At 71.0% G+C, this 13,004-nt stretch carries 11 protein-coding genes; 4 read left to right on the plus strand and 7 right to left on the minus strand.

Features of this window, described 5'->3' with window-relative positions:
- Positions 1-223: 223 nt before the first annotated feature.
- The 3 genes from mraZ to dinB form a co-directional block, all read right to left on the minus strand.
- Complete coding sequence (gene mraZ / locus ACX80P_RS03940) at positions 224-655, minus strand: division/cell wall cluster transcriptional repressor MraZ (protein ID WP_459276720.1); 432 nt, start codon at positions 653-655, stop codon at positions 224-226.
- A gap of 255 nt (positions 656-910) precedes the next feature.
- Complete coding sequence (locus ACX80P_RS03945; RefSeq protein ID WP_459276721.1) at positions 911-1,288, minus strand: SCO2097 family morphological protein; 378 nt, start codon at positions 1,286-1,288, stop codon at positions 911-913.
- A gap of 230 nt (positions 1,289-1,518) precedes the next feature.
- Positions 1,519-2,766 carry a DNA polymerase IV gene (gene dinB / locus ACX80P_RS03950; protein WP_459276796.1) on the minus strand — a complete coding sequence of 416 codons (1,248 nt, stop codon included), beginning with the start codon at positions 2,764-2,766 and terminating at the stop codon, positions 1,519-1,521.
- Between the two features lie 213 nt (positions 2,767-2,979).
- On the opposite strand from dinB, the gene ACX80P_RS03955 reads away from it, so the two are divergent.
- Entirely contained in the window at positions 2,980-4,113 is a 1,134-nt protein-coding gene (locus ACX80P_RS03955; RefSeq protein WP_459276722.1) for a polyprenyl synthetase family protein, read from the plus strand.
- A gap of 43 nt (positions 4,114-4,156) precedes the next feature.
- On the opposite strand, the gene ACX80P_RS03960 is transcribed toward ACX80P_RS03955, so the two are convergent.
- Positions 4,157-4,510, minus strand: a complete 354-nt coding sequence (locus ACX80P_RS03960) for an Rv2175c family DNA-binding protein (protein ID WP_459276723.1) — start codon at positions 4,508-4,510, stop codon at positions 4,157-4,159.
- Positions 4,511-4,795: 285 nt separating this feature from the next.
- Here ACX80P_RS03960 and ACX80P_RS03965 point away from each other — a divergent pair, with 285 nt between their 5' ends.
- Both ACX80P_RS03965 and pknB read left to right on the plus strand, forming a co-directional pair.
- Complete coding sequence (locus tag ACX80P_RS03965) at positions 4,796-6,358, plus strand: LysM peptidoglycan-binding domain-containing protein (protein ID WP_459276724.1); 1,563 nt, start codon at positions 4,796-4,798, stop codon at positions 6,356-6,358.
- 86 nt (positions 6,359-6,444) lie between these two features.
- A complete protein-coding gene (gene pknB / locus ACX80P_RS03970; RefSeq protein WP_459276725.1) occupies positions 6,445-8,574 on the plus strand; it encodes a Stk1 family PASTA domain-containing Ser/Thr kinase in 2,130 nt (709 codons plus the stop codon).
- Positions 8,575-8,664: 90 nt separating this feature from the next.
- Here pknB and ACX80P_RS03975 read toward each other — a convergent pair whose 3' ends face one another.
- Positions 8,665-10,047: a class II 3-deoxy-7-phosphoheptulonate synthase gene (locus ACX80P_RS03975; protein WP_459276726.1), complete on the minus strand. Its 1,383-nt coding sequence runs from the start codon at positions 10,045-10,047 to the stop codon at positions 8,665-8,667.
- A gap of 91 nt (positions 10,048-10,138) precedes the next feature.
- A complete protein-coding gene (locus ACX80P_RS03980; protein WP_459276727.1) occupies positions 10,139-11,023 on the minus strand; it encodes a lysophospholipid acyltransferase family protein in 885 nt (294 codons plus the stop codon).
- Between the two features lie 255 nt (positions 11,024-11,278).
- On the opposite strand from ACX80P_RS03980, the gene ACX80P_RS03985 reads away from it, so the two are divergent.
- Entirely contained in the window at positions 11,279-11,863 is a 585-nt protein-coding gene (locus ACX80P_RS03985) for a hypothetical protein (RefSeq protein ID WP_459276728.1), read from the plus strand.
- A gap of 114 nt (positions 11,864-11,977) precedes the next feature.
- Here ACX80P_RS03985 and ACX80P_RS03990 read toward each other — a convergent pair whose 3' ends face one another.
- Complete coding sequence (locus ACX80P_RS03990; protein WP_459276797.1) at positions 11,978-12,982, minus strand: ROK family glucokinase; 1,005 nt, start codon at positions 12,980-12,982, stop codon at positions 11,978-11,980.
- Positions 12,983-13,004 lie beyond the last annotated feature (22 nt).

Consider the following 13,004-nt stretch of genomic DNA (forward strand, 5'->3'; position numbering starts at 1 on the left):
TCCCCCTGCTGCAGTTCGTGCTCGTCTCGGGTGTCACTGCAGGCACGGAGGGAGTCCGGCCTTCTTGGATCAGATCCCCATCCGGCCGGAGGGTCGTCGCCTGGCTCCGGGGAAGTGGAGCCAGGTGGCGTACCGAATCCGGCGGCTGGAGATCTCATCCAAGGGACGTTCCCACCTGCGCCGTCGTGCTGTGCTGGCCGTGCTGTCGTTCGGTTGATGCTGTTCAGATGATGCCCGGGAAGGCGTCCTCGTCCGTCTCGGAGAACGCCGTCTCCTTCTCCATCAGGTAGGAGTCCCAGGCATCCATCGCCCAGATCTCCGCGCGGCTGCCCGCCCCGATGACCGCGAGGTCCCGGTCGAGCCCCGCGTACGTCCTCAGTGCGGGCGGGATGGTGATCCTGCCCTGCTTGTCGGGAACCTCGTCCGAGGCGCCCGACAGGAAGATGCGGTTGTAGTCCCTCGCCTGGCGTGACGAGATGGGGGCCGCACGCATCTGCTCGTGAACCCTTTCGAACTCACGCATGCTGAAGACGTAGATGCACCGCTCCTGGCCCCTGGTGAGGACCAGTCCCTCGCTCAGTTCCTCCCGGAACTTCGCAGGGAGGATGAGCCTGCCTTTCTCGTCCAGGCGCGGGGTATGAGTTCCGAGGAACATCCCTGACCGCCTGTTCTGAGTCCGCCAAGCCCACCGTGGTGCCGACTTGCTCTTATATTCCCCACTTTACTCCACAACTCTCCCCGGTCAACGTAGGCGGGGCGAGCCGCGACCCTTTTTCCTCCCGCGTGTCGCGGCCGGCGCCACACGCGGCGGCACCCCATCGCGTGCACCGCCGTGGGGTGGAAGGGAGGGCGCGTTAAAAGGAGAAGGACCCGCCGTGGCGGGTCCTTCTCGCGGGAGCGTTCCTGGTCGTCAGCTCTGGTCGCGCTTCCGTTCGTCCCATTTGTCCTCGAGGCTCGACATGAAGCCGCTCTTCCCTCCGGTGGGTGTCTTGGACGGCTTTCCGACGGGCTGGTCGGTGTCGACCTGCCGGGACTTCGTCGTGGCGAAGTACACGCCGCCTCCCATGATCAGGAAGCCCGCGACGCCCACGAAGATGTTCTGGTACACGATGCCCGCCAGAAGGACGAGGATGCCGGCGATCGTGATGAGCGAGCCGATGACCAGCCGCCGGGTCGACATCGACTTGCGGGTGTCCGAGGCCATGGAATGGGCGAACTTGGGATCGTCGGCGTGCAACTGCTGTTCGAGCTGATCAAGCAACCTCTGCTCGTGTTCCGAGAGTGCCATGACCGCCTCCTTGATATGGGTACCAACGTTCCTCCATCCACCCAACGCTCCTGACGCTGCCCCGGTTCCCGATGAAGGGGTTCGGGAGCGCAGGTTCCGAGTGGTGGATATGCGTCACGACCGGTAGTTGGACTACCGAGTTAAAGACTAGTGTGCTACCGGTGGCCCGGAAAGTCACAATGCGGTGTTGGTAGCCACCTCTTCCGGATGATAGGTGGGCGCCGCGGGGCTCAGGGGCGCGGACCGCGGTCGTCACGGTCCGGTCCCGGCTGCGGGGCTGCCGGAGGCCCTGGCCGCTCGGGCCGGCGTCCGGTGCCCGGCCCGCCGGGGGATGCCGGAGGCCGTGCCCGGCCGAGGAGACCCGCAGGCACGACACCCGCCTCCCCGAACTTCCGGTTCACGTCGTCGAGGGCCCGTTCCGCGAGCCGCCAGTTGTCGTCCTGCCGGTCGATCGTCAGCTGGGTCGAACCGTCTCCGCCGGTTTCGAGGGACTCGGCCCGGAGCCCGATCAGCCGGACCGGCATCGGCCTGTCGCCGAGGCCGGCGAGCAGTGCGGTGGCCGCCCGGTAGAGCGCGTTCGCGCTGTCCACGGGTTCGTCGAGTTTCTTGGAGCGCGTGAGGGTCGAGAAGTCCGCGTACCGGACCTTGAGCGCCACGCCCCCGGCACGATGGCCGGAGGCCCGCAGCCTCGTCGCCGTGCGGTGCGCGAGCCTCAGCAGCTCCCGCCGCAGGACGTCTGAGTCCTCGACGTCGCGTGAGAAGGTCTCCTCCGCGCCGATGCTCTTCTCGGGCCGGGATACGACGACGCGCCGGGGGTCGCGACCCCAGGCCAGATGGTGCACCTGCTCCCCGGAGGCACCGAGCAGCCTGCGCAGGGTGGTGACGGGGGTGTGGGCGACGTCCTCCACCGTGCGGATGCCGATCCGCGCGAGGACGTCCTGCGTCTTCGCGCCCACGCCCCACAGTGCCGAGACGGGAAGGGTGTGGAGGTAGGGGACCGTCTGGTCCCCGGGGATGAGCAGGAGGCCGTCCGGCTTCGCCCTGGTGGAGGCGATCTTCGCCACGAACTTCGTGGTCGCGGCTCCCACGCTTGCCGTGATGCCCAGCGTCGAGTGGATCTCCGCGCGGACCTGCTCCCCGATCCCCCGCGGGCTCCCGAGCCGCCGGAGGGAACCGGCGACGTCGAGGAAGGCCTCGTCGACGCTCAGCTGCTCGACCTCCGGTGTGACCGAGCGGAAGATCCCCATGACCTGCCGGGAGACCTCGGCATAGCGCTGGTGGTGCGGGGGGAGGATGACCGCGGCAGGACACCGGCGCATGGCGACCGACATCGGCATCGCCGACCGCACGCCGAACCGGCGGGCCTCGTAGGAGGCGGACAGCACCACCGACCGACCGGAGGGCGAGCCGACGACCACCGGCACGCCACGCAGGTGCGGGTGGTCGAGCAGTTCCACCGAGACATAGAAGGCATCCATGTCGATGTGGAGGATGTGGCACTCCGCATACTCGACAGGGTCCTGCCCCGCGTCCTTTGGCACGTCCTCATCGTACGCACCGGCACCGACACGCACCGGCCACGCATGCCGGGGCGCACCTGCCGCCGTCGATCGCCCGGACTCCCGGGAGGACAGGCCGGACCGCCCGTTAGAGTGGGGACACCACCGCACGACGAGCCTTACGGGAGAAACATGCTGTCCGCACCTGCCATCCCCGACCAGGGCGGCCCCGCTCCCGACGCCATCACCGCGGAGCAGGAACGGTTCAGATCATCCCTCACCCGGACCATCGAGGACTTCCTCGCCGAGCAGCGCACCGTGCTCGCGTCCATCGCCGACGAGGCCCTCCCCCTGATCTCCAGCATCGCGACCCTGACGAGCGGGGGGAAGAGGATGCGGGCGCTGCTGTGCTACTGGGGATGGCGGGCTGCCGGCGGATCGCCGCTGGCATGGGCTCCGGTGACGGCCGGCACGGCCCTGGAGTTCTTCCAGGCAGCGGCGCTGATCCACGACGACATCATCGACCGGTCCGACACGCGGCGCGGGCGTCCCAGCGTCCATCGGCAGTTCACCGCCCGGCATGCGGATGCGGGCTGGCACCTCGACGCGGAGAGGTTCGGCGTCTCCGCGGCCATCCTGGCGGGCGACCTCTGCCTCGCCTTCAGCGAGGAGCTGTTCACCACCGCCTGCTCCGACGCCGCCGGCGGCACCGGACCGGCTGCACGCACGATCTTCAACCGCATGAGGACCGAGGTGATGGCCGGCCAGTACCTGGACCTGCTGGAGGAGGCCGTCGGCCCGGATCAGACCCCCGCGGTGGCCGAGGAGCGGGCCCTGAACATCCTGCGCTTCAAGTCCGCGAAGTACTCGATGGAGCGCCCGCTCATGCTGGGCGGGGCCCTCGCCGGTGCGGACGAGGATCTTCTCGCCGCCTACTCGGCGTTCTCGCTCCCCCTGGGCGAGGCGTTCCAGCTGCGCGACGACGTCCTCGGCGTCTTCGGCGACCCGTCGGTGACGGGCAAGCCCGCCGGGGACGACCTCCGCGAGGGGAAGCGCACGTTCCTGATCGCGCGTGCCCTCGGATCCAGCACGGGGGCCGACGGTGCGCGGATCAACGCGATGCTGGGCGACACCTCACTCGATGCCGACGCGGTGGATGCCCTGCGGGCGCTGATCGTGGGCAGCGGCGCACTCGCGCACACCGAGGAGCTCATCCGGCAGAGATCCGAGGAGGCGTTCGCCGCGCTCGACGACCTCGCGGTGGACCCCGTCTCGCTGCGGGCGCTGCGCCTGCTCGCGGAGGCCGCTGTCACACGGACCGCCTGACGGCCCGGCCCGGGTGCCGGAGCCCTGGACCGACCGGGCGGGTCTACCAGGCAGCGGCCTGCGCGCGGCGGCGGATCTCGGTCTTCCGGCCCTCCCGCAGGGCGTCGATGGGCCTGCCCGGCAGTGACTCGTCCTCCGTGTACAGCCAGCGGATGATGTCCTCGTCGCCGTAGCCGCTGTCGGACAGGACCACGACGGTGCCCTTCAGGCTGTCGAGGACGCTCCCGTCGACGAGGAAGTCGGCCGGCACACTGCGGACGTTGCGCTCTCCGATCCGCACGCTGACGAGCGACCGCTCGCTGACGAGCGAGTGCACGCGGGTGATGGGCAGGTCGAGCGCCTCGGCCACCTCGGGGAGATTGAGCCAGGCCGGAACGAGCTGTTCGAGTTCAGTCACCGTCCAAGCGTGCCATGACCGGACAGCCAACTCCACCCGGCCGCCCTTCGGCAAGGACTCCTCAAGAAGCGGTCGACGGGACACGCCGATCTTGACGATTCCCTGCATTTCCACGCTCTTGTGCTAGCGATCTCATCGTGTAGATTCACTTGAGTCACACAAGTCACATTATCAACACTTGACGCATACGCATCGCCAGCACGTGCATGCGCCCCGGACAGGAAGAGTCACCCCGGGGCGCATGCGTCCGCGCGGACTCAGCCGCCAACAGACGAGGAACGAAACATGACTGCCCAGCGATCGAACGCACCGCTGACCGGACCCCGCAGGAAGGCCGACGGCGCCGGCCGACGCGGCCTGAACGTCGCCGTGACCACCGCCGCCCTGCCCGCGGTGATTCTCTCCTCCGTCGCACTCGCCCAGCCGGCGACGGCGGCCCCCGCCACGCAGGCTCCGGTCACCCGGCACCTGGCAGCGACAGCGCCGGCCCTTCCCTCGCGGGCCGTCGTACCCGCCGCCCTCGTCGCCGCGCAGATCCCCGCGCAGAAGATCGCCGTCCCCGTGCAGAGGGTGCCCACCGACTACACCGTCAAGCCCGGCGACACCATCGGTGCGATCGCCTCCCGCCATGGACTCTCCACCGACGCCGTCCTGACGCGCAACGGCATGACCGCGCGCACCACCATCTACCCCGGGCAGCGGATCAAGCTGGCCGGAGGCGCCACGCCCGCCGTGAAACCCGCTCCCGCGCAGCCCGCCCCGGCCGCCGGCTCCACGTACGTCGTCAAGCCCGGCGACACCCTCGGCGCCATCGCCGCCCGCCAGGGCGTGAGCCTGCAGAGCGTCCTCACGGCCAACCGGCTCTCGGTGACCTCCGTCATCTACCCGGGCCAGAAGCTCGTCGTCGGCAGCAAGACTGCCGCGCCCGCCCCGGCCCCCGCTCCCGTGAAGGTCACGCCCGCACCCGCACCGGCTGGCGGCAGCTACGTGGTGAAGTCGGGCGACACCCTCGGCGCCATCGCCTCCCGCAACGGCATCGGCCTGGACGCGCTGCTCACGGCCAACGGCCTCTCGAGGTCCTCCATCATCTTCCCCGGCCAGAAGCTGAAGCTCACCGGCACCGTCACCCCGCAGGCCACGCCCCCGAAGGCCCCGGCTCCGGCGCCCGCCCCCTCCGGCTCCTACACCGTGAAGCCCGGTGACACGCTCGGCGCCATCGCCTCCCGCCACGGAGTGGGCCTCTCCAGCCTGCTCGCAGCCAACCGGATGAGCCTCACCACGGTGATCTACCCGGGACAGAAGCTCACCATCCCGACAGGGGGTGCCACGCCGGCCCCCGCCCCGGCTCCCGCACCGACCGACCTCGTACCGTCGACCTTCCTCGGCTACCAGTACCCGGACCGGGTGGTCGCCGACGCGAACGCGAACAAGGCGCTGCTCAACTCGATGCCCGCGCCATCGCCGGCCGAGATGCGGCAGATCGTCGCCGACACCGCCCGCTCCATGGGCGTCGATCCGAGCCTCGCGCTCGCGTTCGCCTTCCAGGAATCGAGCTTCAACCAGCGCGCGGTCTCGCCGGCGAACGCCATCGGCACCATGCAGGTCATCCCTTCGTCCGGACGGTGGGCGAGCGACCTCGTGGGTCGCAAGCTCAACCTCCTGGATCCGTACGACAACGCCACGGCCGGCGTCGCGATCATCCGCTCGCTCGTCCGCACCAGCCCGTCGCTCGACATCGCCATCGCCTCCTACTACCAGGGCCAGTACTCGGTCCAGACCCGCGGCATGTTCGCCGACACGAAGCAGTACGTCGCTTCCATCAAGGCGCACCAGAAGAACTTCCGGTAGCGCGGGGACCGGCTCCCGTGCCGGTGAGGGGGTGGGGCCGCGTGTGGTCCCATCCCCTTTCCCCTGCGCCCGTTTACTATCGAAGGGTGCACCAGCAACGGAAGGACCCCCTCGAAGGAGCGACCGTCGACGGGCGCTACGTCGTCCATTCGCGGTTGGCCCGCGGCGGCATGTCCACCGTCTACCTCGCCACCGACCGACGGCTGGACCGCGGTGTGGCCCTGAAGGTCCTGTACCCCCATCTGGCCGAGGAGCCCGGCTTCATCGATCGCTTCGAGCAGGAGGCGAAATCCGCGGCCCGGCTGTCCCACCCGCACGTCGTCGGTGTCCTCGACCAGGGCGTGGACGACGTGAACGGCCAGCCCGTCGCCTACCTCGTCATGGAGTTCATCCGGGGCAGGACCCTGCGCGACGTCCTGCGCGAGCACGGCCGGCTCACACCCCGTGCTGCGCTCGACCTGCTGGACGGGGTCGTGGAGGGGCTGGCAGCCGCCCATGATGCGGGCCTGATCCACCGCGACGTGAAGCCGGAGAACGTCCTCCTCTCCGACACCGGCCAGGTGAAGATCGCCGACTTCGGGCTCGCCCGTGCCGTCTCGGCGTCCTCGGGGACCGCGAGCCTCGTGGGTACCGTCGCCTACCTCTCCCCGGAGCTCGTCCTCGGGCGGCCCGCCGAAGCGCAGAGCGACATCTACTCGACGGGCGTCATGCTCTTCGAACTCCTCACGGGCCGGCAGCCCTTCACGGGTGCGACACCCATCCAGGTCGCCCTCCAGCACGCGCAGGCGGACGTGCCCGCTCCGTCCGGACTCCTTCCCGGCCTGGCCCCGGACATCGACGAGCTGGTGCTGTGGTGCACGTCCAGGGATCCCGAGGACCGCCCGGTGGACGGGACCGCCCTGCTCGGCGAGCTCCGGCACATCCGCGAGACGCTCACCGGCGAGGAACTGGATTTCGCGCCCGACGACGCACCCGGTGTCCTCGCGGGGCAGGACCGTCTCACGGCCGCCGTCGTCCCGCGACTCGACGGCGCCCGCACCGAGGCGCTGCCCCGACAGCGCCCGACCGCCGCCGGTGGTCCGGGCGGGACGTCCGGCCGGACGGAGGTCCTCCCGGCCTCGACGCGCCGGGACGACAGCACCGGCGTCATCAGCAGCGAGCGCAACGCGACCCGCGTGATCGGGGCGATGCCCGGCATCCCGCCGGCGGGGGCCCCGGACCCCACCCCGGATCAGCCGCGATCGGGCAGCACGGTCCGCCCGCTGTCGAAGCGGCAGCAGGCGCGGGAGGCGCAGCGCCCGCAGAGGACGCTGCACGGGGCCTCCGGGCGTCGCTCCGTGCGGCTGCTCGTCGTCCTGCTGGTCGTCCTCGCCGGTGTGGTCGCGGGGCTGGGCTGGGTGTTCGGGGCGGGGCCTGCGGGCATGGTCTCCCTCCCCGACGTCGCGAACCTCCCCCTCGCCGAGGCGCGTGCCGTGCTGGAGGAGCAGGGACTCGGCGCGGTGTCCACGGAGGAGGCCTTCGACGAGGAGGTCCTCGCCGGCCTGGTGATCGGCACGGATCCCGCCGCGAACACCGAGGTCCGGCGCTTCGAACGCGTCGACCTCCTCGTCTCCCGGGGGCCGGAGCTGCTCGCGGTCCCGGACCTGGGCGGCCGGACGCAGGCCGAGGCCGCCGCGGAGCTGGGAGCCGCAGGACTCGTCATGGGGGCGGTGGGCGAAGAATACAGCGAGAGCATCCCCGCCGGGGAGGTCCTGCGGCAGGACCCCGGGCAGGGCACCGAGCGTCGCCGCGGTTCCGGCGTGGATCTCGTGGTGTCCCTCGGCCCGGCACCGGTGGCCGTGCCCGATGTCGTCGGGCTCCCCGAGCGGGACGCCGTGGACACGCTCGAGGGGGCGGGCCTCGTGCCGGTCGTGGGCGGTACCCGCGAGTACAGCCGTACCGTGCCTGCCGGCGCCGTGGTGGGGCAGAACCCGTCGGGCACCGATGTCCAGCGCGGAAGCGAGGTTGCGCTCACGCTGTCCCGCGGGCCGCGCCTCGTGCAGGTCCCGAGCGTCTTCTCGCTCCCGGAACAGCGTGCCGTGGAGGTCCTGGAGGCGGCCGGCTTCGAGGTGCAGGTCGACTACACCTTCGGCAGCGCCGTCCTCGGACTCGTCGCCGGGCAGAGCCCCGCCGGGGAGCAGCCGGAGGGGACCCTCATCCGCATCACGGTCACCTGACGCCTACCGGCCGGGCCCGCGGACGCCGGAGGCGGCCACCGCGGTGACCGCCTCCGGGACCCCTGCGGGGCGGCGTCCGCCGCCGGCCGGTCAGCTCCTGGACAGCGCTCCGGCGACGAGGAACGCCATCTCGAGCGACTGCATGTGGTTCAGGCGGGGGTCGCACACGGACTCGTACCGCTCCAGGAAGGCCTCCTGGTCGATCGGGTCGGCGCCGCCCAGGCATTCGGCGACGTCGTCACCGGTCATCTCGACGTGCAGGCCGCCCGGGAACGTCCCCTGCGCGTTGTGCACCTCGAAGAACCCGCGCACCTCGTCGATGACGTCGTCGAAGTTGCGGGTCTTGTAGCCGTTGGGCGAGGTCACCGTGTTGCCGTGCATCGGATCGGTCACCCAGAGGACCTGCGCGCCCGACGCCGTGACGCGTTCCACGAGCTTCGGGAGCTTCTCGCGGATGTTCCGCGCGCCCATGCGCGTGATGAAGGTGAGTCTGCCCGGTTCGCGGTCGGGATCGAGCTTGTCGATGAGCGCGAGGGCGTCGTCCGCCGACGTCGACGGGCCGAGCTTCACGCCGATCGGGTTCCGCACGCGGGACAGGAAGTCCACGTGTGCGCCGTCGATGTCGCGGGTCCGCTCCCCGATCCAGAGGAAGTGGGCGGAGGTGTCGTACGGGAGGGACGTGCGGGAGTCGATCCGGGTCAGCGCGCGCTCGTAGTCGAGGAGCAGGGCCTCGTGGCTGGCGAAGAACTCGACGCGCTTCAGGGCCTCGAAGTCCGCGCCGCAGGCGTCCATGAACCGCACGGCGCGGTCGATCTCCCGGGCGAGCGATTCGTAGCGGGAGTGCGCCGGGTTCTCCATGAACCCCTTGTTCCAGTGATGGACCAGCCGGAGATCGGCGAACCCGCCCTGCGTGAAGGCGCGGATCAGGTTCAGCGTCGAGGCAGACGTGTGGTAGGCCTTCACCATCCGTGAGGCGTCGTGCCCACGGCTCTCCGGGGTGAAGTCGTAGCCGTTGACCATGTCACCCCGGTAGGCAGGCAGGGTGACACCGTCGCGCGTCTCGTCGTTGGAGGACCGGGGCTTGGCGAACTGGCCGGCCATGCGGCCCATCTTGATGACGGGCAGCGAGGCACCGTAGGTCAGGACGACGGCCATCTGGAGGATCGTGCGGACACGGGCGCTGATCCTGTCCGCCGTCGCGCCGTCGAACGTCTCCGCGCAGTCCCCGCCCTGCAGCAGGAACGCCTTGCCCTGGGCGGCCGCGGCGAGCCGCTCGCGCAGCACGTCCACCTCGCCGGCGAAGACGAGGGGCGGGAGGCTCGAGAGTTCCCTGACCGACGCCGAATAGGCTGCGGGGTCCTGCCACGAGGGCTGCTGCACCGCGGCCATGGAACGCCAGGCATCCAGGCCGGCGGTGGTGGACGAAGCGGGTACCGCGGTACGCGGGAGGGCGGGAGCTAGTGAATCGGTCACCCCCGAATTCTACTGGCTGGGCGAACGCGTCCCGATTCGGGCCGTCACGGCAGCCCGGCGCCGTGTCACACAGCGCTCACGCGTGCGGACGCTACGCGGAGCCCGTCGTGCCGGCGCCCGGGGCCTCCCGGTCCTCGCCGGCCGTGCGCTGCTCCCCGGCCGTGCGTTGCCCGTCGGCGGGAGCGCGACCGATCTCCGTGACGGCACCGGGGGCGGGCGCGGTGTCGGTCGAGATCCTCACGGCGGCCCTCCGCGTGTCGGCGCCGGGCCTGGGGGTCTTCCGGCCGGCGGCCTTCTCCGCGGCGAGGCGCTCCTTGACCGTGCTGGCGTAGGTGTCGACGTACTCCTGCCCGGACAGGCGCATCAGTTCGTACATGATCTCGTCGGTGACGGACCGCTGGACGAAGCGGTCGTCCTCGAGGCCCTCGTAGCGGGTGAAGTCCAGGGGCTCGCCGATGATGATCCCGACACGGCGGATGTTGGGGATGCGGCGGCCGATGGGCTGCACCTTGTCCGTCCCGATCATCGCCACCGGGATCACCGGCACGCCGGTGGCGAGGACGAGCTTCGCCACACCGGTCTTGCCGCGGTACAGACGGCCGTCGGGGCTGCGGGTCCCCTCGGGATAGATGCCCAGGACGCCGCCGTCGTTCAGGATGTCCATCCCTGCGCTGAGGGAGGACGACGACGCCGCCCCGCCCGACCGGTCCATGGGCAACTGGTTGGACAGGCGGAAGAACAGGGCGGTGAGGCGGCCCTTGAGCCCCTTCCCCGTGAAGTACTCCGACTTCGCGAGGAACACGACGGTCCGGGGAACGACGATCGGCAGGAAGATGGAGTCGGAGAAGGACAGGTGGTTGCTGACGATCACGGCCGGGCCCGTTGCCGGGATGTTGTCCAGCCCCTTCACCCAGGGCCGGAAGAGGAGGTTGAGGATCGGACCGACGACGATCCGCTTCATCACCCAATAGAACACGCTGCCAGCCTCCCTGCATGGACGGTGCGGCACTCGGCACTGCCGCCCGCTTTTTCTTGTGGAAGCCTACTCTAAGGTTCCGGCGCGACGGACGACGCCCCGCGCCCTCCTTGCGGGCTCCCGACACGCTGGGTATCGGTTGACGTAGCGGCGTGCTGTGTCCACGATTGAACGAGCACGCCCACTGATGTCCGAAGATGCCGGGCGGAGATCCTCCGAACCCTGGCCGCAGCACGCGACGGCAGGTAGCAACGTATGGGCCCCCGAGGTCAGGAACCGAACGAATCCACGGATGACGCCGTCTGGCAGGACCTCGTGGCGCGGCTGGAAGGGACGTCGACCGATCCCGACTCCCCCGCCACGCCGCGCCGTGCCCCGATCGACGGCGTGCCCGCTCCCCGCCCGGAGGATCCCGACGGCCGGGGGCCGGACCCCGCCCGGGGGCGCGGCGACGGCATGCACGACGTCACCGGAGCCGGCGGTGAGACGCCGGACGGACCGGCGACCACGGACCGGGAGCGGGCGGAGGCCATCTTCCGCAACCAGCCGTTCACGTCGCGCGGTCCCCGGGACTACGCCGCACCCGAGGAACCGGACGAGGACGAGGGGTTCACGCCGGAGGAACCGCCGCCGCTCGGATCGGGCGACCCGCTGACGGTCCTCGCCTGGATCGGTGCAGCGGGCGGACCGATCATGCTGCTCCTCTTCGCCATGTTCTGGCGGACGGCGCCCATGGTTGCGACGCTCGGCCTGCTCGCGCTGTTCCTCGCGGGCGCCGGCTACCTCGTCACCAAGTTGCCCAAGCAGCGGGACATCGGGGACGACGGCGCCGAGGTCTGACGCGGGCTGCCTCTCATCCCGGGTGCCGCCGCGCTCGGGTACGGGTGCGCTCGGGTGCGGGTGCGCTCGGGTACGGGTGCGCTCGGGTACGGGTGCGCTCGGGTACGGGTGCTCTCAGGTGCCGCTGCGGGAGAGGAGCCGTGACAGGTCCGCGGCCCCGATGAGCCCCGCGGCCGGCCCCAGGGCGGCCCGCTCGATCCGCGCCGCGGGCCGGAAGCCCCGGCCCGTCAGGTTCCTCCCGAACGCGCGCCGGGCCGGCTCCAGCAGGAGGTCGCCCGCGGCACTCAGCCCGCCGCCGATGACGAACGTGCCGGGGTCGAGCGCCGCCGCCAGGTTGGCCAGCCCGAGTCCGAGCCACTGGCCGACGTCGTCGACGAGCTCGCGCGAGGTAGGGTCCCCCTCCATGGCGAGCCGGGTGATGAGGGCCCCGGTGATGGCGCCGCCGTCGCCCGCCGCGGCGTCGATGATCGTCTGCGCCACCGGGGAATGGGCTGCGGCCAGCTCCCGCGCCTCGCGTCCGAGCGCGTTGCCCGAGGCGTACTGTTCCCAGCACCCCCGGTTGCCGCACTCGCAGCGCTGTCCCTGGGGGACGACGATCTGGTGGCCGAACTCCCCGGCGACGCCGTAACGGCCGCGCTCCACGCGCCCGCCCATGATCATGGCCCCGCCGATGCCGGTCCCGAGGGTCACGCAGACGAGACGGGATTCTCCGCGCCCTGCGCCGAACCGCCATTCCGCCCACGCGGCGGCATCGGCGTCGTTCACCACCGTCACCCGCCGGCGCAGCAGTTCCTCCAGGTTGCGCCGCAGCGGTTCGTTGCGCCACGCCAGGTGCGGGCTGAACAGCACCGTGCTGTTCGACAGGTCCATCCACCCTGCTGCCCCGATGCCGATCGAACGGATGCGGAAGTCCCCCGACAGTTCCCGGACGAGGTCCGTGATGACCGCCTCCACGGCCCGTGGGTCCTGACCCGGCGTGGCCCTGCGCGCCTCGGCGAGGATCCTGCCGTGGACGTCCACCACCCCGGCCGCGACCTTCGTGCCACCGATGTCCACGCCGACCGACAGTCCGCGCCGCGCCGGATTGGGGAGGGCGGTGCGGGCGGGGCGGGCAGTCATCGGCCCCTTGCCCCGCCAGGCG

This window comes from Arthrobacter arabinosi, from assembly GCF_054511115.1.

Excerpts from the sequence above, each read along its gene's own strand:
- ACX80P_RS03945 (WP_459276721.1), bottom strand. The coding sequence starts at position 1,288 with ATGGCACTCTCGGAACACGAGCAGAGGTTGCTTGATCAGCTCGAACAG.
- dinB (WP_459276796.1), bottom strand. The coding sequence starts at position 2,766 with ATGGATGCCTTCTATGTCTCGGTGGAACTGCTCGACCACCCGCACCTG.
- ACX80P_RS03985 (WP_459276728.1), top strand. The coding sequence starts at position 11,279 with ATGGGCCCCCGAGGTCAGGAACCGAACGAATCCACGGATGACGCCGTC.
- ACX80P_RS03955 (WP_459276722.1), top strand. The coding sequence starts at position 2,980 with ATGCTGTCCGCACCTGCCATCCCCGACCAGGGCGGCCCCGCTCCCGAC.
- ACX80P_RS03965 (WP_459276724.1), top strand. The coding sequence starts at position 4,796 with ATGACTGCCCAGCGATCGAACGCACCGCTGACCGGACCCCGCAGGAAG.
- mraZ (WP_459276720.1), bottom strand. The coding sequence starts at position 655 with ATGTTCCTCGGAACTCATACCCCGCGCCTGGACGAGAAAGGCAGGCTC.
- ACX80P_RS03990 (WP_459276797.1), bottom strand. The coding sequence starts at position 12,982 with ATGACTGCCCGCCCCGCCCGCACCGCCCTCCCCAATCCGGCGCGGCGC.